The sequence below is a fragment of the Carnobacterium sp. CP1 genome (assembly GCF_001483965.1).
Taxonomy (GTDB): Bacteria; Bacillota; Bacilli; order Lactobacillales; family Carnobacteriaceae; genus Carnobacterium_A; species Carnobacterium_A antarcticum.
Window position 1 is genome coordinate 2,370,957 of sequence record NZ_CP010796.1, and the last position, 23,305, is coordinate 2,394,261.

Genomic DNA, 23,305 nt, shown 5'->3' on the forward strand with positions numbered 1-23,305 from the left:
TTGGGGAAGTACTCAAGAGGCTCAAGAGGCGCCCCTGCTAAGGGTGTAGGTCGCTAACGCGGCGCGAGGGTTCGAATCCCTCCTTCTCCGTTTTTAATATTTGAAACAAGGCCCGTTGGTCAAGTGGTTAAGACACCGCCCTTTCACGGCGGTATCACGGGTTCGAATCCCGTACGGGTCATAGCAATGAATTGCTTATAATTGAATGCAGTAAGTTGTTATAACAGTTGGAATTATGGAGGATTACCCAAGTCTGGCTGAAGGGAACGGTCTTGAAAACCGTCAGGTGTGTAAAAGCACGCAAGAGTTCGAATCTCTTATCCTCCTTATCTTCATTTTTTATTCTTATTATCGCGGGGTGGAGCAGTTGGCAGCTCGTCGGGCTCATAACCCGAAGGTCACAGGTTCAAATCCTGTCCCCGCAATTATTATCATAGAACGCATATGATAAATAAATAGTACAATGCAAAAAAAGGTCTCGTGGTGTAGGGGTTAACATGTCTGCCTGTCACGCAGAAGATCGCGGGTTCGATTCCCGTCGAGACCGTTAATTGAATACTATGGCCCGGTAGCTCAGTTGGTAGAGCACTTGATTGAAGCTCAAGGTGTCGGCAGTTCGATTCTGTCCCGGGCCATTATTTATGCGGGTGTAGTTTAGTGGTAAAACCACAGCCTTCCAAGCTGTTGATGCGAGTTCGATTCTCGTCACCCGCTTTTTTTTTATGGGCCTATAGCTCAGCTGGTTAGAGCGCACGCCTGATAAGCGTGAGGTCGATGGTTCGAGTCCATTTAGGCCCATTAAATAAAAAATTACGTTTTTGTACATAAGGCCCGTTGGTCAAGTGGTTAAGACACCGCCCTTTCACGGCGGTATCACGGGTTCGAATCCCGTACGGGTCATCTGAATATACTATAACTCCTAGCCTTTCAATAAGGTTGAGGAGTTTTTTTGTATTTGTAATTTGTACTGTTAGAAGAAAAAATAAAGACCCCGCGTAACTAAAACGGGGTCTTTATTCGTCCATTTAGTGAATGAAAAAGCGCGTGCTGATAATACAGGCAAATAAAAACAAATACAGTAAGGAATAGAGGGATAACTGTTTGAGTGTATTCGTATTCTTTTTAACAGCTTTAGTTGGATCATAAGATTGTATAGCTGTCCATGCAGCCGGCATACTTAAAAGGAGCAAACAAGTAAAGTATGAAAAAGAAGGCCACAACATTAGAAAACTGCTGAAGTAGAGAAGAACAAGCACACTGTTCAACGCAAGATAAGTCGTCCGGTCAGTGAAGAGTTCATTAGTCGTAACAGAAACTAATGGTTTTAAAGACGTTTGATACTTGCCTAGTTCTACAAATAAAGCCAACAGTACTAAAGGAATACTCCACAAGAAAAGTGTGTTCGGAATAAACAACACTTGAATGGAAAAACTGATATAAGTCATGATGGCCCCTTTAAAGACAGCTTGCATAGCGATAGAAAACCACGCTAGTCCTATTTTGATTAAGTAAAATTGTCCATGGACAAGCAAGGAGTAAAATAATAAAAGCATCCCAATTAAATAATGCAAAGAAAAGGTAAAGTAAACAACCAAGCTTAAATTTAACAGTTCGAAGATAAGTAAGAAGATGGTCGAATGTCTGCTTGTTTTTTTTATCCACCTTTCAAGGAATTTTTCTAAAAACTGATTTAATAAAATGAAACAGTAAAGAAGAAAGAAAGGAAGGAAATGAACTCTGGTTATCTGAGCAGCATACAGGGTTCCGACGAATAGATAGGTTAAAGGTGTAGCGAAAATAATAAAAAGTGAGTGATTAAAGAAAGCTTGAAAACGTTGATAAGTAAAATTTGCCACTGGAAAATCTCCTTTCACGTGTTGTGCCCTTCTATCTTACCAAAAATCAATCGAAGGAACAGCATAAAAAGAAACTTAAAAAAAGCTAATGAAGATTAAACTCCTGCTGATTGCTAACTATCTTAAAGTTCTAAAATATTGTTCACCTAATTACATGGAAGTATGTTAAAATATATAAGGTTTGCAAATGGAGTCCCGAAAGGATTCACTTGATGAAAAGAGTGGAGAAGCCTTGTAACCGAAAAGATAAAGGGGGAACAATAGAATGACAGAAAGAAGATTATTTACTTCTGAATCAGTATCAGAAGGTCATCCAGATAAAATCGCTGATCAAATTAGCGATGCTATTCTAGATGCAATCATTGCAAAGGATCCAGATGCACGTGTAGCTTGTGAAACGACCGTAACAACGGGGTTAGTTTTAGTTGTTGGAGAAATATCAACCTCAACTTATGTTGATATCCAAAAAGTTGCTCGGGAAACGATTCGCGGGATTGGATACACGCGTGCAAAATTTGGTTTCGATGCTGATACATGTGCCGTTATTGTCGCAATTGACGAACAATCGCCGGATATTGCTCAAGGCGTAGATGATTCAGTTGAATACAAGTCACTTGATGAAGACGAATTAGACCAAATCGGAGCAGGAGACCAAGGTTTGATGTTTGGATTTGCTATCGATGAAACACCTGAACTGATGCCTTTACCAATTTCGTTAAGCCATCGTTTAGTCAAACGTTTGGCAAGCGTTAGAAAAGAAGGAACTCTTTCTTATTTAAGACCTGATGCGAAATCGCAAGTAACGGTTGAATACGATGAAAACGATAAGCCGCTACGTGTGGATACAGTAGTTATCAGTACTCAACACCATCCTGATACAACTGAAGACGAGCTGAAAAAAGACATGATGGAACTGGTTATCAAGCATGAAATTCCACAAGAGCTGTTGGATGAAAAGACTAAATACTTTATTAATCCAACAGGACGCTTTGTTATTGGCGGTCCTCAGGGCGATTCAGGGCTAACAGGACGTAAAATCATTGTTGATACGTACGGTGGATATGCTCGCCATGGCGGAGGCGCATTTTCAGGTAAAGATCCAACAAAAGTTGACCGCTCAGCTAGTTATGCAGCACGGTACATTGCTAAAAATATTGTTGCAGCTGGATTCGCTGGAAAATGTGAAGTCCAATTAGCTTATGCTATCGGAGTAGCTCAACCGGTTTCCATTGCAATCGATACGTTTGGGACGGGCACGGTATCTGAAGCTGATTTAATTGCAGCTGTACGTTCTAATTTTGACTTACGGCCAGCCGGAATCATAAAAATGCTGGACTTGCAAAAGCCTATTTATAAGCAAACAGCTGCTTACGGACATTTTGGCCGGACAGATATTGATTTAACATGGGAACACACAGATAAAGTCGATGCTTTAAAAGCATCTTTAGCTTAAGGAATCAAAGAGCGCATTCTATCTTTAGAAGATAAAGATAGAGGCGCTTTAAGTATATTTTTTTTGAGCTGAAGGGGTAATAAACCCGTAAGCTAGGAATAGAATGGAGGCAAATATGGAGAAGAACAAAAAACAAACCAATGTAGTGATTATAACGATCGCAATTTTTGTTGCGACATTTATGACTGCAGTTGAAGGAACGATTATATCTACAGCAATGCCAACCATCATCGGCAGTCTTGAAGGAATGTCGATCATGAACTGGGTATTTTCAATTTATTTATTAACAAACGCTATTATGACACCAATTTATGGAAAGCTATCCGATATGATTGGTAGAAAACCTATTTTTATTACAGGATTGCTTATTTTTGTTATTGGGTCTTCATTATGCGGACTTGCACAATCAATGGAACAATTAATTTTATTTAGAGCTATTCAAGGAATCGGAGCAGGGGCAATCATGCCTGTAACTTCAACGATTATCGCTGATATTTATCCTTTTGAAAAGCGTGCAAAAATTATGGGGTTAAACGGAGCTGCTTGGGGGATCGCAGGAATTTTTGGTCCTCTATTCGGAGGATTTATCGTTGACCACTTAAGCTGGCACTGGATCTTTTATATTAATGTTCCTATCGGCATTGTGACCATTATTTTAATTTCTCTATTCTTACATGAAGACTTTACGTATGAGAAAAAAGCCGTCGATTATTTAGGCAGCATAACGTTAACCGGAACATTATTGTTCTTACTTTATGGCATTCAAGTTTTCGGAGATGCCGGAACGTTCAAAGCTCCAATGCTGATATGGTTTGGTGCAGCGGCAGTATCTTTCGCAAGTTTCATTTTTGTAGAAAAACGAGCTGCGGATCCAATCTTGCCTTTGAGTTTATTCAGCAATCGAACTTTCGTTATTCAAAACCTAGCTGCAGCTTTAGTAAGTGGTTTTCTGATTGGAGTAGACGTTTATATCCCTATGTGGATGCAAGGATTGAAAGGCTTAAAAGCAGCCATGGGTGGATTTGCCATCACTCCAATGTCGTTGACTTGGATCGTAGGTTCATTCATAGCCGGACAAATGTTGTTAAAACGACCAGTTAAGACGATCTTAACAACGAGTTTAACCATCGTCAGTCTAAGTGCTTTTATCCTTGTACTGTTGCCAATCACTACTCCTTTCTATGTGTTTCTTCTAGTTACAGCATTGATTGGACTTGGTATGGGATTGACCATCACAACGACAACCGTAACGGTACAGAACGTCGTACCTAAAAATCAAATAGGTGTAGCGACGTCCGTCAATACTTTGTTTAGAATTTTGGGACAAACGATCATGGTTTCCCTTTATGGAATTATCTTAAATCACAAGATGGCTGAGCAACTAACGGTTCATCAATCAATCGGAGTTGAAAGCAACATGATGAATGAATTGATTAATCCGTTGACAGCTGTTCATCTTGACCCTAATTTATTGCCTACATTAAGAGGCATTCTATACGATGGAATTCATAATGTTTTCTTCTATGGATTTATGACCGTTTTACTAGCATTGATATTTAATCAATTTGCTAAAAAAGAAGAGATTATTTAAGAAAAGTAAAAAGAATCTAGCAGGAAGCTACTTAGCGGCTTCTGCTAGATTCTTTTTATTTCTTTTCGATAGCCAGTAAAAAAGGCGGTGTATTGCGCTGGTTGATAAAGTTGTACTGCAGCACATTGAATGATTCTTGAGGCAATTGTTCAGCAAACGTTAGGACAGCTTCTTTTTCTGTTTTTCCGCCTTCATGACCATAATAAACGACGATCAATACTAAGCCGCTTTTTCGCAACCGAAGTAAAATTTCGTTAAGGGATTGAATCGTTGTTTTCCCTTGTGTAATAATCGATTTATCGCCTTTAGGCAGATACCCAAGATTGAAAATAGCCGCAGCGATTTCTGTCTTTTCGGGTACTATATCCGCAACTGTTTCATGTCCTTGTTGATAAAGCTCAACTTGTTCACTAAGTCCGGTTAGCATAAGTTTTTCTTTAGTCGTCTGGATTGCTTGCTCCTGAATATCAAAACCATAGACGGTACCGGTCTGTCCAACTAGAGTAGCCAGCAAAATGGTGTCGCCGCCATTTCCTACGGTCGCATCAATGACTTTATCGCCTCTAACTACTGTATTTTTCAAAAGCGTATGACTGTAACGCAAGGCGTTTTCAATCATAGTATCCCTCCTAACTGTACACTTCATAGTTTACCATGTTTTCTGCTTTTATTTAAAAACAAAAAACCATCTTTGAAAGTTTTCTCAAAGATGGAAAGGTTTAGCGTTTTCGAGTGTTCTGTCTATTTTTGGTCCGTTTTTTCCATTTAGGGTAAAGACCAATGGATAGAGCTAGCCAAGAGCCTCCTAAACAATACCCACCAATGACATCAGAAGGAAAATGAACACCTACATAAATCCGACTCATACCGATCAAGAAGACAAGAATGGCCGTAACGGCAATCACAAGCCAGTTCCAACGGCTGTTTTTTGAGAATTGAATGAAGAGGAAAGCAAGCCCGCCATAACAAATCAAAGACCCCATTGAATGACCGCTTGGGAAACTGTAACCGCCCTGGACCACTAAATGTTCAATGGTCGGACGTTCCCGTTGCAATACCAGTTTAACAAATTGGTTTAATAAGCCAGCTCCGAGAGCAGATTGTATAAAGAACCAAAGGGCAGCAGCCAAGTCTTTATAATGCCAAATAAGAAACAAACTGCAAAGAGAAACAACTAAAAATAACGCTGGCACACCGCCGAGATCCGTTAATGAAATAAAGAATGCTGTTTTTATATTGGTCATGCTAGCTAAAATCGGTTTGCTGATCAGTTGATCAAATGAAATGATCCACTTACTATTCAGATAAATACTTGAAGCAATGATGCTAAAAGGCAGCAACAATAAAAGGCAGGTACTTAGCCAAGGCGAAAGTGAAAAAGAATTTTTTTTTGAGTTCATTATCTTGTACTTCCTGTCATTTTTTTAAGAAAATTAACCGTATCCTACAGTCGCTTTATTTTAGCATAAGACAGTATCGTTCACAAATAAGAGAGAGCAATAACCAGCTGCATTAGTTGTATTCTGAAGTGTATTCTTCATCAGGCGCAGTAGAAACAGAGATAGTACCAGTATCTGTAGTCAACTTCATAAGATGGGTCCCATTCCCAAAAAGAGCCTTAGATTCTGCTTTGTCAAAAAGAGAGACCTCCCCTAGCTGGTGAGACGTTTCAATTGTTAGATTTTCTGGAGTGTTTTCAGTTAAAACAGTAATGGTTCCAAAGTTGGTTGTGAGCGTAACATCTTGGTCAATCGTTGGATTCGATAGCACGATAGCGCCAGCATTTGTTTGAGCTGTTAATTTTCCGGTTACTTGAGAAAAATCGATTTGCCCAACGTCGGTGGTTATCTCTGTTTCATCAGCTACAACCTTAGTCAGATTAGCCGAACCAGCGTCCGAATCAATCGTCAACTGTTGAAAAATAGATTGAGTGATGTCAGTAACTCCGGCTGTGTTTTTGACGTTCAACTGATCTAGCTGACTATCGTTTATATCTATAGAACCTACATCCGTTTTGATTGAGAGAGCAGAAAGGGTCAAATGACTTATGGAAACAGTTCCTGTTTCTGTACTGAGAGAAAGAGTCTCGATGGAATCAGGAATTTCGATGGTCACGCGAACAATACCGGTGTTCAGGTAGTCTAAAATGGTATTGGAAGATTGTTCCATTTCATTGATGTTTAAGTGCAAGGTCTCGCTGTTTTTGTTGGAATCTAGTGTGTATACTTTCGAATCTGCATTTAGGCCTTCAACGTTAACAGATATTTCTTTGGCGTTTGTTTTTGTAAGATAGACAGCGGCTGAAGTTCCAGTGATAGAGAGGTTTTGAATGTCTTCGACAGCTACAGTTTCTTGGTGATCAAAATGAACCGAATCAAAAGCTTTTTGATAAGTAAGAGCTGCGCCTATGCCGCCAATGGCAATAAAGAACAGTCCTACAGCTAATAACGCAAGTGTATTTTTCTTCATGCTAATCGTCCTCCTACTATAGCGCGTCTCATCCATACTAGATAACGTCTAAACAGTTTAGTTAATACGCGTGTGAAAGAATAACAAACAGCAAGCATTACCAAGCCGATTCCGCAAATCAAAATAGTCATAAACGTTTGGAAGACTGTTGCAACGGAATAAGTTCCAAGCAAAGCAAAAATACCGAAAATAGGAGCGAAGCTAAATGCAATGCCGGTTATCCAAGCCCCCAAGAGACAAAAAAGCAAGACGATCATGGGGATTAAAACAAAAAACAGATTAAAGCCAATGATGAAAACAGCTTTGATAAACTGAACAAAAGGCGAATAAGACTGCTGCGCTTCAATTTCATCATTTAATTCTCCTGGTTCAGAGTCTAATTCTACCCAATCGCCTTGACTATAGCTGGCTTCTTTTGGTTTTGGTTTGATGCCAAATTGAATTAACCGTTCGGCGGCTAACTGTTTTGGATGCCCTAATTCGTTTGCTATTTGTTCTTCAAATTTTCCAGCTGTAAGTTCTGCTGCAAATTTTTCTTCGTATTCAGCTAAAATAGCAGAAACTTTTTCTGGCGGCAAGTCGGTTAAGTTCAGTTTTAATTCGATTAAAAAATGTTCTTTGTTCATTATACTTTAACCTCTTTCGTATCAATGATTTCATTTTATTATGTATCTTTAAAATGACTATACTGCCAGCTTCAAGGCATTACAAGGCGAGAGTCCACAAACAAGACTAAAGTCCGAGGTACAATCAGTCTCGGTATCTAGCAATATCAAGTTTCGTTTAAACTAATTTCTCGTGAAATAACTAAACATTCATACTTTCTTATTACTTCCTTAATCTCTATTGAGTACACTAGAGATAGTTAAGAGATAGGAGTGTGACAAAATGCTGCTTGATGACATGGAAAATAATGATGCAATTGGTTCAGGTCAAGTAAAAAGTATTGAGTTTCCAAATATAATCTTGCAATCTGAAACTGGACAAACAGTAAAAATAAAAACAACTAAGCAACAACAAGCTGATCTTATTTTTTGGGAATCAATCATGAATATCAAAGAAGCTGAAATTTGGTTGCCGTATCAAAAAGAAGTACAGTACTTATTGGATTTTGATTGGCTTGGAGATCCACAGTTTACTTAATAACTGTAAGCAAAATTGTAATATAAGAAAGACGGAAATAGGCGGGTAATGGTTTATCTGCCTATTGGTTTTGCATAAAATATTACGATTGTGTAACGTATATTAAAAAGCAGCTTATCTCTGCAATTTTCTATCATATGGACGAATTCAACGCTATAATAGAAGAAGGACTCATTATAAACCATTGATAAGGGCGATTACAGCTCCTTATCCAAAAGATTGTTTAAATCAGGAGGTATAGCGTTGGAAAAAACTAGAAAAGAAAGAATTGTCGCTGCAAATAGTAAAAAGTTGTTTGGGAAAAAGGATTTATCGAATGCTGTGTATAAAAGAGGGACAGCAGTTTTAAGTACAACTTTATTAGTTAGCTTATTGGCCTTTCCTTCTTTTTCTGCATCAGCTAGTGCGAATGATTTGGCAAATTCAAGTAGCAAAGAACTTGAAGAGAATTTAAAAAATAATCCAGAAGTAGTCACAGAGGGAACTACAGAAGGAACAGAGGTAGCCAAAGAATCAGAAACAAGTATTCAATCGACAGAGAAAAGTTCAGATACTACAGAGAACGCGGCTGAAGATAAAGCAATTGAAAAAGAACAAAAAATACAAGAATTGAAAATCCTCTTAACAGCTGAAGTATTTGATACATTAATATTTGAAGAATTAGATATGGAAGATATCGATGAATTAATTGAAACAGCGTTGGATGTGAAAAACGACGATACTGTAAATTCTGAAGAGGCAATCGAAGCAACCATTACAAAAATGTCAATTGCAACTAATGAAGAAAAAATAGAAGCTACATATGCACTAACAGAAGAAACTGTCGAGACTGATGCGGTTGTTGAAGAAACATCTGCAGCAGTAAACGAAGGGATTGAACCATCAGAGTCAGCAGTCGAAGCTGAAGCGTCATTAACTACTGAAATTGTTGAAAAGAGTGAAGAAGTCAGTGATGTAGATAAAGCAGCAGAACAAGCTGAACTAGATAAAGCTGAAGCAGACAAAGTGAAAGCAGATCAAGCAGCAGCAGACAAAGCTGAACTAGATCAAGCTGCATCAGAACAAGCTGAACTAGAACAAGCAGCAGCAGACAAAGCAAAAGCAGAACAAGCAGCAGCAGACAAAGCGAAAACAGATCAAGCGGCAGCGGACAAAGCAAAAGCAGAACAAGCAGCAGACAAAGCAAAAGCAGAACAAGCAGCAGACAAAGCAAAAGCAGAACAAGCGGCAGCGGACAAAGCAAAAGCAGATAAAGCGGCAGCAGACAAAGCGAAAGCAGATAAAGCAGCAGCGGACAAAGCAAAAGCAGATAAAGCAGCAGCGGACAAAGCAAAAGCAGATAAAGCAGCAGCGGACAAAGCGAAAGCAGAGACTGCTAAACTGTATACCATCAAATCAGGAGATACATTAAATAAAATTGCAAAAGCAAATGGCCTTTCTGTAGCTGAATTGAAAAAGATGAATAACTTATCTTCAGACTTGATTCATCCGGGACAAGTTTTGGCAGTGAATAAAGCTGCAGTAGGGGCTGTTCAGACAGTAACGACAGCTATCACTTCAAATAAAGCAATTGAAAAAATGTCGAATGCAGAATTTGTAGAGTTCATTGGCGCTTATGCTGCTGAGGTAGCACCAAAAAATGACTTATATGCCTCTCTGATGATTGCTCAAGCAGCTTTAGAAAGTGGTTGGGGTTCCAGTAAATTATCTTCTTCTCCAAACCACAATTTGTTTGGAATTAAAGGAAGCTACAATGGTCAAACAGCTACTATGTATACTTCCGAATGGAGCGCAAGTGGCGGGTGGATCTACATTCCTCAAAACTTTAAAAAATATCCATCTCATGCAGAATCATTACAAGATAATGCTAACTTGTTAAAAAATGGAACGAATTGGGATTCAAACTTTTACTCAGGAGCTTGGAAAAGCAATAGTACTAGTGTTTACGATGCAACTGCCTGGTTGCAGGGACGTTACGCTACCGATCCAAGTTATGCTTCTAAGCTAAACAATATTATTAACTCTTATAATTTAACACGATTTGACAGTGGGTATACTGGACCGGTAAATCCTAATCCAGGTTCTACTGGATCTGATTCTTCATCATCTGAAAAGCCTAATACGAATACAACGGCTTCTTCTTATACCGTTAAAAATGGCGACACGTTGTGGGCAATTGCGAACCGTATGGGTGTTTCTGTAGCGAATGTGAAATCTTGGAATAATTTGAAATCCGATACGATTTATATCGGCCAAAAATTGACGATCAAAGGCGGTACAGGTTCAACGAACAATAACTCAACACCAAATACGTCGACGCCATCCAATACAACAACGTCTTCTTACACTGTTAAGAGCGGCGATACGTTGTGGGGAGTGGCGAGCAGCAAAGGTGTATCTGTAGCGAACTTGAAGTCATGGAACAATTTGACATCCGATACGATTTATATCGACCAAAAATTGACGATCAAAGGCGGTACGGGATCAACAAACAATAACTCAACACCAAACACGTCGACGCCATCCAATACAGCAACGTCTTCTTACACTGTTAAGAGCGGAGATACATTGTGGGGAGTGGCGAACAGCAGTGGCGTATCTGTAGCGAATTTGAAGTCATGGAACAATTTAACATCCGACACGATTTATATCGGCCAAAAATTGACGATCAAAGGCGGCACAGGTTCAACGAATAATAATTCAACACCAAACACGTCGACGCCTTCTAATACAGCAACGTCTACTTACACCGTTAAGAACGGCGATACGTTGTGGGGAGTAGCGAACAGCAAAGGTGTGTCTGTAGCGAACTTGAAGTCATGGAATAATTTAACATCCGATACGATTTTTGTTGGACAAAACTTGACGATCAAAGGCGGCACAGGTTCAACGAATACAACGCCAACAACATCAACACCTACGAATACAGCAACGTCTACTTACACCGTTAAGAGCGGCGATACATTGTGGGAAGTAGCAAGCAGCAATGGCGTATCTGTAGCGAATTTGAAGTCATGGAATAATCTGACATCCGATACAATTTTTGTTGGACAAAAATTGACGATCAAAGGCGGTACAAATTCATCCAGCGCTAATACAGCACCAAACATATCGACACCATCCAACACAGTAACGTCTTCTTACACCGTTAAGAATGGAGATTCTTTGTGGGGAGTGGCGAGCAGTAATGGTGTTTCTGTAGCGAATTTGAAGTCATGGAACAATTTGACCTCTGATACGATCTATATCGGCCAAAACTTGACGATCAAAGGCGGTACGGGTTCAACAAACAATAACTCAACACCAAATACGTCGACACCTTCTAATACAACAACGTCTTCTTACACTGTTAAGAGCGGCGATACATTGTGGGGAGTAGCGAGCAGCAAAGGTGTATCTGTAGCGAACTTGAAGTCATGGAATAATTTGACATCTGATACGATTATGGTTGGTCAAAACTTAACCATCAAAGGTGGATCAACTGCTACAACAAATTCGAATAAAACAGATGCAACAGTTTCGAATCTAGCTGTTTCTTATACGATCAAGAGCGGGGATACATTATCCGCCATTAGTTCTAAATATGGAGTTTCTCTATCTGATTTAAAATCATGGAATAAATTGAGCACGGATACTATTTATGTTGGTCAAACGTTGACAGTTAAAGTCGGCAATCAAGCAAATTCAATCGCGACTGCAAAAACACCAACAGTTCCGGTTCCAACCACTAATAAAAATACAAGTGGTGCTGCTCAATCCAACCACATTGTTAAAAGTGGCGATACATTATGGGGAATAGCCAATAGCAATGGTGTATCAGTTGCAGATTTAAAATCATGGAATGATCTGAATTCGGATAGTCTTTCTGTTGGCCAAAACTTAACTCTTATAACATCTGTAAAATCTGATGTTGTAACTAAAACGCCAGAACAGTTAGCATCCTATACAGTTGTTCGTGATGACTCATTATGGGCAATCGCAAATAAAATCGGAGTTTCAGTAGCCAGTTTAAAAGAGTGGAACTATTTGAAATCTGATGTCATTTTTGTAGGACAAACTCTTCTAATCAAATAAATAAAAGAACCAACAAAGTGCTTAAACGTAGAGAAATCTAATGTTTAAGCACTTTTTTATGTTAATATATGTTTGTTTTATAAAATTGGTATATATGGTATTTAGAGATTTTTTTCTAAAAAGTAAAGGAGAGCTGAAATGGATACCAATGCAGCAATGGTCTGGTTTAATGAGAGGGAATTATTGTAATTAAATTCTCATTTGACAAGAGTTTTCTAAATTGGTATGATTTTGGCGTTGAGTAAAAAGTTGGTTAATTTATAATGTAAAGTATCAAAAATTACTCAACTGTATCAAACCGCTTAATTAAAAACAGTTTGATTTGGTGAAAAAGGGGAAGTGCTAATGAACAAACGTTAACTAGCAAGAATGGAAAAACATATTGTTTTGCTTATTTATCATTATTCTGTTATATATGCATTTATTCTAGGAGGAAAAAATAATGAAATCATATTTTCAAAGAATTGGACGTTCGTTAATGCTCCCAGTTGCGGTTTTACCTGTAGCTGCGATTTTGATGGGAATCGGTTATTGGATCGACCCAAGCGGATGGGGTGGAGAAAACGTCTATGCAGCATTTCTCATTAAAGCAGGTTCAGCAGTAATCGATAACCTACCTGTATTATTTGCTGTTGGGTTATCACTGGGCATGTCAAAAGACAAAGACGGAGCAGCCGCGCTTAGTGGACTGGTAGCTTTCTTAGTAGTCACGACTTTATTAAGCACAGAGTCTGTGTCTATGCTGCAAGGTATTGATATCGAGGCAGTCAGCCCTGCATTTGACAAAATTAATAATGCTTTTGTTGGGATCATATCTGGTTTAGTTGCAGCTTCTATGTATAACCGCTTTAGTCATGTTAAGCTGCCGCAAGCATTGGCCTTTTTCAGTGGAAAACGACTTGCGCCGATCATGACATCAATGGCGATGCTGGTTGTTTCATTAATCTTATTATTCGTTTGGCCGGTAGTGTTCTCTGCATTAGTAACATTCGGTACAAGTATTAGTAAATTAGGTGCTATAGGTGCTGGTTTATACGGATTCTTCAACCGTTTATTGATTCCAACAGGTTTACACCACGCATTGAATTCTGTATTTTGGTTTGATGTGGCCGGTATTGATGATATTGGGAACTTCTGGGCAGGTACAGGGACAAAAGGAATCACTGGTATGTATCAAGCTGGTTTCTTCCCGATCATGATGTTCGGTCTGCCAGGCGGAGCGTTAGCAATGTACCACACAGCTAAAGACAACAAGAGAAAAGTAGTAGCATCTTTAATGATCGCAGCCAGTTTTGCTGCCTTCTTTACAGGTGTTACTGAACCGCTGGAATTCTCATTCATGTTTGCAGCTCCGTTATTGTACTTGGTACACGCGATCTTAACTGGGATTTCACTATTTATTGCAGCAACTTTCCATTGGACAGCTGGTTTTGGATTTAGTGCTGGTTTAGTCGACCTTGTGTTAAGCTTCCGATTGCCATTAGCAAACCAACCGTATATGTTGATCCTTCAAGGATTAGTCTTTTTTGCTATTTATTATTTTGTTTTCCGTTTTGTGATCGTTAAATTCAACTTGGCAACGCCAGGTCGAGGAGATGACGAAGATGAAGAAATCGTGGAAGATGATGACGCAGCTGTTTCTTCGTCAAAAAATGATAAATTTAAACGTCAAGCTGAAACGATTTATGCTGGTTTAGGCGGCGATGAAAATATAACCTCAATCGACAATTGTACAACGCGCTTGCGTCTCGAGGTTAAAGACATGTCTAAAGTCGATGAAAAGAAAATCAAATCTTCCGGAGCAATTGGCATCAACAAAGTTTCTGACCATAACATCCAAGTTATCGTCGGAACCGAAGTTCAATTTGTTGCTGATGAAATGACTAAATTAAAAAAATAATTAAATGAATTAAGCTAGTGCCCTTTGTTTAAGCGACGAAGGGCACTTTGCTATTGCTCGCTAGCTGTTTATTTGATAGAATAGAATCAATAGTTAAAAACAAAGAAAAGGAATAGTAGAAATACTTCTTTTAAAGAGAGTGCATGGTTGGTGGAAATGCATAAAGAAAGCTTTTGAACTCGCCTTGGATGTTGCTTTACTGAAATCGATCAGTAAGTAAAGCCGTAACGCCTGCGTTAAAGGTAAGAAGAGTCTACAGAAATTTTGTAGAAAACATAGGTGGTACCACGATCAGTAAACTGTTCAATCGTCCTATGAGTATCAGATTATTTATCTGCGCTCATAGGGCGATTTTTTAATTTATTAAACGATTAAACTGAGGAAGAGGGATTAACGATATGAGTTTCAATCATAAGACTATTGAAAAAAAATGGCAAAAGTACTGGGCAGATAATAAAACTTTCCAGACAACTGAAGATTCAGCAAAAGAAAAATTTTATGCTCTGGATATGTTTCCGTACCCATCTGGACAAGGGTTACATGTTGGACATCCAGAAGGCTACACTGCGACAGACATTCTTTCACGTATGAAACGTGCACAAGGTTACAATGTATTGCATCCAATGGGATGGGATGCTTTTGGTTTGCCGGCTGAACAATATGCGTTAGATACCGGAAATGATCCTGCGGAGTTTACTGCTCATAATATTGAAACATTTCGCCGTCAAATCAACTCATTGGGTTTTAGTTACGATTGGAAACGTGAAATCAATACGACTGATCCAAGTTATTACAAATGGACCCAATGGATTTTTATTAAATTATACGAAAAAGGATTAGCTTATGAAGCAGAAGTTGCGGTTAACTGGTGTCCTGCTCTAGGAACAGTATTGGCTAACGAAGAAGTTATCGATGGAAAAAGCGAACGTGGCGGACATCCTGTTTTCCGCAAACCAATGAAACAATGGATGTTGAAAATAACAGCTTATGCTGAACGTTTATTAGAAGATTTAGAATTGGTTGATTGGCCTGATAGTATTAAAGATATGCAACGCAATTGGATCGGAAAATCGGTTGGAGCAAATGTCTCTTTTACAGTTAAAGATACAGAACAAGACTTCACTATTTTTACGACTCGTCCAGACACATTATTTGGAGCAACTTATTGTGTCATGGCACCAGAATTGGACTTAGTGGAAAAAATTACGACTCCTGAACAAGAAGCAGAAATCAAAGCTTATATTGAAAAAGTTAGTCTGAAAAGTGATTTAGACCGGACGGATTTAAGCAAAGAAAAAACTGGCGTATTCACAGGAGCTTACGCAGTAAATCCAGTAAACGGGAAAGAAATACCGATTTGGATTTCTGATTATGTCTTAGCGTCTTATGGTACAGGTGCAATCATGGCTGTTCCAGCACACGATCAACGGGATTACGAGTTTGCAAAAACTTTTGGCTTAGAAATTACCCCCGTCTTAGCAGGCGGTCAAATAGAAAAAGAGGCCTTTTTAGAAGATGGTCCACACATCAATTCAGATTTCCTAGATGGTTTGGGCAAAGAAGAAGCCATTGCTAAAATAAATGCTTGGCTAGAAGAAAAAGGTTTAGGTAAAAAAGAAACGACGTATCGTTTGCGTGACTGGTTATTTGCAAGACAACGCTACTGGGGCGAACCGATTCCGGTTATCCATTGGGAAGATGGCACATCAACTACGTTAGCTGAATCAGAGCTTCCGTTGTTACTGCCAAAAACAGATGAAATCAAACCAAGCGGTACTGGCGAATCGCCACTGGCTAATATTACCGACTGGGTCAATGTTACCGATCCAGAAACAGGGATGAAAGGCCGCCGTGATACAAATACCATGCCGCAATGGGCAGGAAGTTCTTGGTATTATTTACGGTTTATCGATCCTGCTAACGATGAAATGATAGCAGACCCTGAAAAGCTGAAAGAATGGTTGCCGGTTGATATTTATATTGGCGGGGCCGAACACGCCGTTTTACATTTGTTGTATGCACGTTTTTGGTATAAGTTTTTATACGATATTGGTGTGGTTCCAACGAAAGAACCTTTCCAAAAATTATTTAATCAAGGAATGATTTTGGGAGAAAACAACGAAAAAATGTCTAAGTCAAAAGGCAATGTCGTAAATCCTGATGATGTGGTTGAAAAATATGGAGCAGACACATTACGGATGTATGAAATGTTTATGGGACCGTTGGATGCTTCGATTGCATGGAATGAAAACGGCCTTGAAGGCAGTCGCAAGTTCTTAGACCGAGTCTGGCGTTTATTGATGGATGAAGAAGGGCAACTTCGTGACCGCGTAACCACATTCAATGATCAATCATTAGATGTAGCCTACCACCAAACTGTAAAAAAAGTGACGGAAGACTTTGAGCAACTGCGCTTTAATACAGCTATTTCACAATTGATGGTATTTGTGAACGAAGCCTATAAAGCCAAAGCTTTACCGGTAGAGTACATGAAAGGCTTTGTACAGTTGTTAGCTCCGATTGCTCCTCATCTAGGTGAAGAGTTGTGGGCCGTTTTGACAAACAGTGACGAAGGCATTTCTTATGCAGCATGGCCAACGTATGATGAAGCATTCTTAGTACAAGATGAAATAGAAGTGGTTTTTCAAGTGAACGGAAAATTAAAAGCTAAAGCCCAAGCATCTAAAGAAATCACGAAAGACGAATTGGAAACTTTAGCAATGACTAATGAGAAAATTCAAGAAGCCATTAAAGGAAAAACAGTCCGAAAAGTAATCGTTATTCCTGGGAAATTGGTTAATATTGTAGCGAATTAGTTTTAGAATAAGGGATCAGACCACTGGCTTAAAAAACAGTGGTCTTTTCTAATGGGGTCAAAAATGAGAACCTTAAATTTTTGTAAATATCCTCTAAGACGCTCTGCAAAGCATTGCAACGGTATTGGGAAAGAAGTAGAATAGATATTAGTACATAAAAGTATGAGAGTAGGGTTATGGAAAATGTCAAAGGATGTTACGAAAGAAAATGCATCGGTGAATGAAAAAAGCTCACGAGACAAAATGGTCAGCGGCTCTGCTTGGATGACCGGCGGCAGCATCTTATCTCGGCTTTTAGGGGTTTTATACATTATCCCTTGGATGGCATGGATGGGTACGCAAGATGTAGCAAACTCTGCCAATGCTCTTTACATGGTAGGGTATACGCCTTACGCATTGTTTTTAAATATTGCTACAGCCGGAGTTCCTTCCGCTATTGCCAAGCAAGTTTCTTATTACAACGCTTTAGGGGAATATAAAATCAGTCGTGAAATTTATAAAAAAGGGCTGCAGGTAATGGCCATTACCGGAATTGTTGCAGCCATCTTAATGTATATGATTGCACCATTTATTGCAGCCAATAGTCCTACTGCTTCGGTAAGTGATGGAACGCAAGTTATCCGATCGTTAAGCTGGGCCTTGTTGATTATTCCTTGTATGAGTGTCACACGCGGTTTTATTCAAGGTCATCATACAATGGCACCCTCAGCTATTTCACAATTTATTGAACAATTAGGCCGAGTTATATTTATGCTGGCTGCTGTCTATCTTATCCGAGTGGTATCAGACGGAAGTGTCGTTAACGCTGTTTCGGCTTCAACTTTTGGAGCCTTTATTGGAGCGGTGTTCAGTATCGGCTACTTGCTGTACGTTATTTGGCGGAAAAAGCCCGAACTGGATATAAATGTTGCAAATAGCAGAAACAAAATTTCTGTTTCCACTAATGAGATTTTCAAATCCATTATTAAAACAGCGATACCGTTTATTATCATTGGTTCAGGAATCACTTTCTTTCAGCTGATCGATCAATTTACATTTGCACCAATTATGAATGCGGTCAGTGATATGACAGCGAAGCAAATTGAAAACAATTATGCTATCGCTGCAGGGAATGCAAATAAACTGATCATGGTCGTTATTTCTTTGGCGGGCTCGATGGCGATTACTTCTGTGCCGCTGATTGCTGATTTATTAGCGCGAAATAAAATGGCTGATGTAAGAGCACAAATGAGCGATAGTATCCAACTATTTTTCTTCATTATGCTGCCGGCTTCAATCGGTATGGCAGTCGTTGCCAAACCTCTTTATACCGTTGTTTATGGTTATAGTGCATTTGGAGCAAGCATTTTGCAACTGTCTTCTTATATGAGCATTTTTCTAGGATTGTTTGTCTTGTTGGGATCGACTCTTCAAGCAGCCAACCAAACAAAGCGAGCTTTGGTAGCAATGGCAGTTGGGTTAGTGGTTAAACTGGTGGTTCAATACCCGTTGCTGGCTATAGCTGGTACGCATGGTATGCTGTTATCCAACATTGTTGGTTTTGGGGCGACAACCTATTTAATGTTACGCGCTATCTACAAAATGACGCACTTGAATATCGGTTTCTTGCTAAGACGCCTTTTATTGATGGCAATCATTACGGCCGCCATGGCCTTAGTTGTTTTTATTGTGCAACAAGGGATGTATCGATTATTTGAACCAAAAGACAGAATAGGCTCATTGATCAACATGGGCGTTTCAGCCTCTATCGGTGGATTTGTGTACTTGTATGCCGCATTAAAAACTAGGTTAGCAGACCGGTTGCTAGGGTCACGGGTAGCAGGTTTACGAAGAAAGTTAAGAATAAAATAAACAAAAAACAGATAAAGAGAGCTAGCTGGCATCTATATAGAGATGCCACCTAGTTTTTTTAGTCCCTTTTTTAAAAAGAGAATGGAGCAGGTACAATGAGATTAGATAAGTTTTTAGCACATACAGGATATGGCACCCGAAAAACAGTTAAAGAATTGTTGAAAAGCAAACAAGTCGAAGTAAACGGCAAGCTTGCTAAAGATGGGAAAGTTCATATCGAACCGGAAAGCGATCAAGTGCAGGTTGCTGGAGAAAAAGTTCATTACCAAGAATTTATTTATTTGATGCTGCATAAGCCTCAAGGGGTAATCAGTGCCACGGAAGATAAACTGCATAAAACGGTGATTGATTTGCTTCATTCACAAGACCGTTTATTGGACCCTTTCCCAGTTGGCCGATTAGATAAAGATACAGAAGGGTTATTGTTGTTGACGAACGATGGGGTTTTAGCTCATAATTTATTATCGCCAAAAAAAGAAGTCGATAAATGTTATGAAGCGGTGATCCAAGGAATCGTTGACAAAAAAGATATCCAAGCGTTTGATGAAGGAGTCACTTTAGACGATGGTTTTGTCTGTCGGTCAGCGGCGCTAACGGTTTTATCAACAAATGCAGAGTCACAAACGTCGACTATCCAAGTCGTGATTCATGAAGGCAAGTTTCATCAAGTTAAACGTATGTTTGAAGCGGTGGATAAAAAAGTGACTTATTTAAAACGTTTATCGATGGGCCCTTTAACTTTAGATAAAGACTTAAAAATCGGCCATTATCGACCATTGACTGAAGCAGAGATGAAAGTGATGGAAGATTACCGATAAGAAATCAAAAACCTGACAGATAGCCATTATGGCTTCGTCAGGTTTTTTTGGATTTAGTTTTCGGAAAATTCTTTTAGAGTAAAAGGCAGTTGTTCAATGATGTGGGTCGGTAAGACAACGTATTGCTTTTTAGCTAGGTTATCGCCAATGTGACTGTGTAAATAAACTGCCGCCAATACGGCTGACTTTGAATTTTCTAATTGTGCTAAAAATCCAGCGATCATCCCAGCTAAAGTATCGCCCATCCCGCCAGTTGCCATTGCAGGATTACCGGCTTGATTTTTCCAAACGTCTTCTTCAAAATAAACTTCCGTTCGATGTTGTTTCAAAACGACCGTTGCATTTAGTTCAGCTCGGGCTGTCTGATTTAGAGATTCTTTTTGTTCAGATGGTTTTAAATGACTTAATCGCTCCCACTCGCCTAAATGAGGAGTATAAATAGTTTTGGCTTTAGGCGTTGAAAGCTGGTGTTCTGCCATCATGGTGATCGCTGATCCATCAACCACGATTTGTTGGTTTTCTGTAACGAGAGAGAGAACAGATTTTAATAATTCTAAAGAATCTTTTGAATCACCCATCCCCGGTCCAATGACAAGAACCGAGGCTGCTTTTACTTGTTGTGCGAGCGCTTGACGGTTATTCCAGTCCAGCACCATAGCTTCTGGCAAACGAGCATGCAAGGCAATGTGGTTGGTTTTTGCAGTGGCAACACTGACTAACCCGGCACCGCTGTTTACCGCTGCACTAGTAGCCATTATAATAGCTCCCCCCATTGATTCGTTTCCGCCGATGACTAAAATTCTGCCGTAATCGCCTTTGTAGCTGTCATCTTTTCTTTTTGGAATCAAACCGTGGATACTTTCTTGATTCAGTTTTTTCATAAGAATTTCCTCCTTCAGATACTTAAAGCTCCTTGAAACTCATTATAAAGACAAAACGATTATTTTTCATCCTTCGCCTCCTTTGACCTTGCATTAAAAAAACTATTTTTTGAGGTCTTATAGTGGATAGTTGCCATTGAATAGAATACGAAAATCAATGTGTGATGAGTAGAGGTGCACGAGGGACGTTCTACTTCACAGTTTGATGAAGAAAATGGAGTGAATTGTTAAGAAGAGTCTGTCTATCTGATAGTTGGGTAGAAAAATAGAAGGAAATGGTTAAGTAGAGCCTATCTATCTAATAATTGGACAATAAAATAACAGTTTTCCCTTTTTATATCTTTGAGAGTATCTTGACATAAGAAAATGAGATAGGAATATTGGTATGCAAGTCAAAAAGTGATATGATAGAGATGTTGAAAATGAAGGATGGGAGTGTTCAGGGTATGACAATCGATTGGAAAAAAGAAGCAGCGGCACGTAAAGAAGATTTCTTAGCGGATTTGATTTCTTTATTGAAAATTAATAGTGTTCGCGATGACAGTGAAGCAACAGAAGAAGCTCCTGTTGGGTTCGGACCTAAAGAAGCACTAGAAGCGTTTTTAGCGTTTGGAGATCGTGATGGTTTTGTTACCAAGAATATTGATAACTTAGCAGGTCACATCGAGTATGGAGAAGGCGACGAAACACTTGGCGTTTTAGCACATGTTGACGTTGTACCAGTTGGTTCAGGTTGGGAAACAGACCCGTTTGATCCGGTGATCAAAGACGGACGTATCTATGCTCGTGGATCGAGCGATGATAAGGGTCCCGGAGTGGCAGCTTATTATGCACTGAAAATGATCAAAGAATTGGAATTGCCGGTTTCTAAACGCATCCGTTTCATTATTGGAACTGATGAAGAAAGCGGCTGGATGTGTATGGATCGTTACTTTGAAGTAGAAGAAAAACCTGATTTTGGTTTTTCACCAGATGCAGAATTTCCAATCATTAATGGTGAAAAAGGTATTTTGACTGTCTATGTCAGTACGCAAGGTACGAATGCAGGCGGAAAAAACGAGTTGACCAGTTTTGATGCTGGATTACGTGAAAATATGGTTCCTCAAGATGCAACAGCTGTATTTAACAGTCAAGAAGCTGAAAAAATTGAAAAAGATTTCTATGACTTTATCGAAAAATCTCCTGTGACTGGAACAGTGACCATTGATGGGAAACAAGTCACGATTGAAGTTAACGGGAAAGCAGCACATGCGATGGAACCTCGTGGAGGAGTGAATGCAGCAACTTATTTGGCAATCTTCTTAAACGGGTATTCATTTGGCGGAGATGCTAAAAACTATCTAGAAATGACAGCAGAGTATTTCCATGATGATTCTAGAGCTGAAAAACTGGAATTGAACTATGTAGATGACATAATGGGCGATTTAACGATAAATCCAGGAGTCTTCACATTCACACCAGAAGACGGCGGATTGATTGCGTTAAACTTCCGCTTCCCTAAAGGTGTCAGTGCTGAAAGCATTGAAATAGGCTTAGATGCTAAATTAGGCCAATATGGAGTAACTCTGGGACGCGGTAAAGCACAAGCGCCTCACTACGTTCCAGCGGATGATCCATTGGTTAAAACGTTGTTAAATGTTTATGCAAAACAAACAGGTTTAGAAGCTCATGAACAAACGATCGGCGGCGGCACATATGGACGTTTATTTGAACGCGGTGTAGCTTATGGTGCTATGTTCCCTGATAGCATCGATACCATGCACCAAGCTAACGAGTTTATGGCCATTGATGACTTGATGAATGCCATGAGTATTTACGCTGAAGCGATATACGAGTTGGTTAAATAAACTAAAAAGCAAGACGGAAGAAAATCAAGGATGGCATAAGATAACTCGCAATCCAGAAAATCTTCCGTCTTATTTTTTTTTGGCCAACAGCAGTTAGTATAAATTAGGTTAAGGAAATAGATTAAGTTTCTTGCAGTTCAATAGAGTTAGAACATCACTTTTTTGTGTGGCAGTTTTCTGCCTTTGTAATCAAAGATGTGTCCAAAATAATTTGGTTTTGATTCAGTCCGATAGTTTTGCACCACCAATTGCATCCGATGATTAATGGTTCCTTCTATTGTGATAACAGAATATTCTTCAATATCGTATACAAATCGATAGGCTTTTTTTTCAGCGACCAAACAGTTAAATTGACGGTCGTCCGCTTCGAGTGTGAAGCGGCATAATGGTGCTCCATGAGTGGTGTTGATAACTTTGATTTCAGAAATGACTTTTCCAGTAATAATGGCGAAATTCATATTAGCAGCTCCTTCACTTGATCGTTCTATTGTTTATAGTTATATTATACGAACAAACGTTCTGTAAGTAAAGCAAACAAGCAGTTAAATAATTAAAATAGAAAGAACTGGAAAGTTCAAAAAAACTAATCAATTTTTTTGTTGTACT

Annotated in this window: 16 protein-coding genes, 9 tRNA genes, 1 riboswitch and 1 other annotated feature; of the genes, 18 read left to right on the top strand and 7 right to left on the bottom strand. The window is 39.2% G+C overall.

All coding sequences use genetic code 11. The features are described from left to right. The first annotated feature begins 2 nt into the window (after window positions 1-2). From NY10_RS11275 to NY10_RS11315, 9 genes are all read left to right on the top strand, one after another. Window positions 3-90 (top strand) — tRNA-Ser (locus tag NY10_RS11275). 19 nt (window positions 91-109) lie between these two features. Continuing rightward, window positions 110-181, top strand: a tRNA-Glu gene (locus tag NY10_RS11280). A 56-nt stretch (window positions 182-237) separates the two neighbouring features. Continuing rightward, window positions 238-327 (top strand) — tRNA-Ser (locus NY10_RS11285). A 25-nt stretch (window positions 328-352) separates the two neighbouring features. Continuing rightward, window positions 353-425: transfer RNA gene (locus NY10_RS11290), tRNA-Met, on the top strand. A 49-nt stretch (window positions 426-474) separates the two neighbouring features. Next, window positions 475-547, top strand: a tRNA-Asp gene (locus NY10_RS11295). Window positions 548-562: 15 nt separating this feature from the next. Continuing rightward, window positions 563-635: transfer RNA gene (locus NY10_RS11300), tRNA-Phe, on the top strand. 8 nt (window positions 636-643) lie between these two features. Then, a tRNA-Gly gene (locus NY10_RS11305) sits at window positions 644-714 on the top strand. Between the two features lie 10 nt (window positions 715-724). Further along, a tRNA-Ile gene (locus NY10_RS11310) sits at window positions 725-798 on the top strand. A gap of 30 nt (window positions 799-828) precedes the next feature. Then, a tRNA-Glu gene (locus NY10_RS11315) sits at window positions 829-900 on the top strand. Between the two features lie 125 nt (window positions 901-1,025). Here NY10_RS11315 and NY10_RS11320 read toward each other — a convergent pair. Beyond that, on the bottom strand, window positions 1,026-1,856 hold the full coding sequence (locus tag NY10_RS11320; protein ID WP_156413295.1) for a hypothetical protein: 831 nt from the start codon (window positions 1,854-1,856) through the stop codon (window positions 1,026-1,028). Window positions 1,857-2,032: 176 nt separating this feature from the next. Continuing rightward, window positions 2,033-2,124, top strand: a riboswitch (SMK box riboswitch). Between NY10_RS11320 and metK the strand changes: the two genes are divergently transcribed. Beyond that, window positions 2,122-3,309 carry a methionine adenosyltransferase gene (gene metK, locus NY10_RS11325; protein WP_058920030.1) on the top strand — a complete coding sequence of 396 codons (1,188 nt, stop codon included), beginning with the start codon at window positions 2,122-2,124 and terminating at the stop codon, window positions 3,307-3,309. (Overlaps the previous riboswitch by 3 nt.) Window positions 3,310-3,424: 115 nt before the next feature. Then, the gene (locus NY10_RS11330) at window positions 3,425-4,900 is read left to right on the top strand and encodes an MDR family MFS transporter (RefSeq protein WP_058920031.1); all 1,476 of its coding nucleotides are present in this window, start codon (window positions 3,425-3,427) and stop codon (window positions 4,898-4,900) included. A 55-nt stretch (window positions 4,901-4,955) separates the two neighbouring features. Here the strand turns inward: NY10_RS11330 and mnmM are convergent, their stop codons facing one another. The 4 genes from mnmM to NY10_RS11350 all read right to left on the bottom strand — a co-directional run bounded on the left by mnmM (window position 4,956) and on the right by NY10_RS11350 (window position 7,995). Further along, window positions 4,956-5,519 (bottom strand): tRNA 5-(aminomethyl)-2-thiouridylate-methyltransferase MnmM, encoded by a 564-nt coding sequence (gene mnmM / locus NY10_RS11335; protein ID WP_058920032.1) that lies wholly within the window; start codon window positions 5,517-5,519, stop codon window positions 4,956-4,958. 100 nt (window positions 5,520-5,619) lie between these two features. Then, window positions 5,620-6,300: a phosphatase PAP2 family protein gene (locus NY10_RS11340; RefSeq protein ID WP_058920033.1), complete on the bottom strand. Its 681-nt coding sequence runs from the start codon at window positions 6,298-6,300 to the stop codon at window positions 5,620-5,622. Between the two features lie 112 nt (window positions 6,301-6,412). Continuing rightward, window positions 6,413-7,369, bottom strand: a complete 957-nt coding sequence (locus tag NY10_RS11345; RefSeq protein ID WP_058920034.1) for a DUF4097 family beta strand repeat-containing protein — start codon at window positions 7,367-7,369, stop codon at window positions 6,413-6,415. Beyond that, on the bottom strand, window positions 7,366-7,995 hold the full coding sequence (locus tag NY10_RS11350; protein ID WP_058920035.1) for a DUF1700 domain-containing protein: 630 nt from the start codon (window positions 7,993-7,995) through the stop codon (window positions 7,366-7,368). The genes NY10_RS11345 and NY10_RS11350 overlap by 4 nt, the downstream gene beginning before the upstream one ends. A gap of 262 nt (window positions 7,996-8,257) precedes the next feature. On the opposite strand from NY10_RS11350, the gene NY10_RS11355 reads away from it, so the two are divergent. From NY10_RS11355 to NY10_RS11380, 6 genes are all read left to right on the top strand, one after another. Then, window positions 8,258-8,512: a hypothetical protein gene (locus NY10_RS11355; RefSeq protein WP_058920036.1), complete on the top strand. Its 255-nt coding sequence runs from the start codon at window positions 8,258-8,260 to the stop codon at window positions 8,510-8,512. 243 nt (window positions 8,513-8,755) lie between these two features. After that, a complete protein-coding gene (locus NY10_RS12935) occupies window positions 8,756-12,586 on the top strand; it encodes a LysM peptidoglycan-binding domain-containing protein (RefSeq protein WP_269465230.1) in 3,831 nt (1,276 codons plus the stop codon). 442 nt (window positions 12,587-13,028) lie between these two features. Then, complete coding sequence (nagE, locus tag NY10_RS11365; protein ID WP_058920037.1) at window positions 13,029-14,486, top strand: N-acetylglucosamine-specific PTS transporter subunit IIBC; 1,458 nt, start codon at window positions 13,029-13,031, stop codon at window positions 14,484-14,486. Window positions 14,487-14,579: 93 nt separating this feature from the next. Then, window positions 14,580-14,804 (top strand) — a binding site (T-box leader). 80 nt (window positions 14,805-14,884) lie between these two features. Next, window positions 14,885-17,302 (top strand): leucine--tRNA ligase, encoded by a 2,418-nt coding sequence (gene leuS, locus NY10_RS11370; RefSeq protein WP_058920038.1) that lies wholly within the window; start codon window positions 14,885-14,887, stop codon window positions 17,300-17,302. A 183-nt stretch (window positions 17,303-17,485) separates the two neighbouring features. Beyond that, window positions 17,486-19,153: a putative polysaccharide biosynthesis protein gene (locus NY10_RS11375; RefSeq protein ID WP_058920039.1), complete on the top strand. Its 1,668-nt coding sequence runs from the start codon at window positions 17,486-17,488 to the stop codon at window positions 19,151-19,153. 95 nt (window positions 19,154-19,248) lie between these two features. Further along, window positions 19,249-19,971 (top strand): pseudouridine synthase, encoded by a 723-nt coding sequence (locus NY10_RS11380; RefSeq protein WP_058920040.1) that lies wholly within the window; start codon window positions 19,249-19,251, stop codon window positions 19,969-19,971. Between the two features lie 53 nt (window positions 19,972-20,024). On the opposite strand, the gene NY10_RS11385 is transcribed toward NY10_RS11380, so the two are convergent. After that, window positions 20,025-20,852: an NAD(P)H-hydrate dehydratase gene (locus tag NY10_RS11385; RefSeq protein WP_058920041.1), complete on the bottom strand. Its 828-nt coding sequence runs from the start codon at window positions 20,850-20,852 to the stop codon at window positions 20,025-20,027. Window positions 20,853-21,298: 446 nt separating this feature from the next. Between NY10_RS11385 and pepV the strand changes: the two genes are divergently transcribed. Then, window positions 21,299-22,699, top strand: coding sequence for a dipeptidase PepV (gene pepV, locus NY10_RS11390; protein WP_058920042.1), 1,401 nt, complete (start codon window positions 21,299-21,301; stop codon window positions 22,697-22,699). 146 nt (window positions 22,700-22,845) lie between these two features. Here pepV and NY10_RS11395 read toward each other — a convergent pair whose 3' ends face one another. Next, window positions 22,846-23,157 (bottom strand): hypothetical protein, encoded by a 312-nt coding sequence (locus tag NY10_RS11395; protein WP_058920043.1) that lies wholly within the window; start codon window positions 23,155-23,157, stop codon window positions 22,846-22,848. Between the last annotated feature and the right edge of the window lie 148 nt (window positions 23,158-23,305).

Excerpts from the sequence above, each read along its gene's own strand:
- metK (WP_058920030.1), top strand. The coding sequence starts at position 2,122 with ATGACAGAAAGAAGATTATTTACTTCTGAATCAGTATCAGAAGGTCAT.
- NY10_RS11330 (WP_058920031.1), top strand. The coding sequence starts at position 3,425 with ATGGAGAAGAACAAAAAACAAACCAATGTAGTGATTATAACGATCGCA.
- mnmM (WP_058920032.1), bottom strand. The coding sequence starts at position 5,519 with ATGATTGAAAACGCCTTGCGTTACAGTCATACGCTTTTGAAAAATACA.
- NY10_RS11340 (WP_058920033.1), bottom strand. The coding sequence starts at position 6,300 with ATGAACTCAAAAAAAAATTCTTTTTCACTTTCGCCTTGGCTAAGTACC.
- NY10_RS11345 (WP_058920034.1), bottom strand. The coding sequence starts at position 7,369 with ATGAAGAAAAATACACTTGCGTTATTAGCTGTAGGACTGTTCTTTATT.
- NY10_RS11350 (WP_058920035.1), bottom strand. The coding sequence starts at position 7,995 with ATGAACAAAGAACATTTTTTAATCGAATTAAAACTGAACTTAACCGAC.
- NY10_RS11355 (WP_058920036.1), top strand. The coding sequence starts at position 8,258 with ATGCTGCTTGATGACATGGAAAATAATGATGCAATTGGTTCAGGTCAA.
- nagE (WP_058920037.1), top strand. The coding sequence starts at position 13,029 with ATGAAATCATATTTTCAAAGAATTGGACGTTCGTTAATGCTCCCAGTT.
- leuS (WP_058920038.1), top strand. The coding sequence starts at position 14,885 with ATGAGTTTCAATCATAAGACTATTGAAAAAAAATGGCAAAAGTACTGG.
- NY10_RS11375 (WP_058920039.1), top strand. The coding sequence starts at position 17,486 with ATGTCAAAGGATGTTACGAAAGAAAATGCATCGGTGAATGAAAAAAGC.
- NY10_RS11380 (WP_058920040.1), top strand. The coding sequence starts at position 19,249 with ATGAGATTAGATAAGTTTTTAGCACATACAGGATATGGCACCCGAAAA.
- NY10_RS11385 (WP_058920041.1), bottom strand. The coding sequence starts at position 20,852 with ATGAAAAAACTGAATCAAGAAAGTATCCACGGTTTGATTCCAAAAAGA.
- pepV (WP_058920042.1), top strand. The coding sequence starts at position 21,299 with ATGACAATCGATTGGAAAAAAGAAGCAGCGGCACGTAAAGAAGATTTC.
- NY10_RS11395 (WP_058920043.1), bottom strand. The coding sequence starts at position 23,157 with ATGAATTTCGCCATTATTACTGGAAAAGTCATTTCTGAAATCAAAGTT.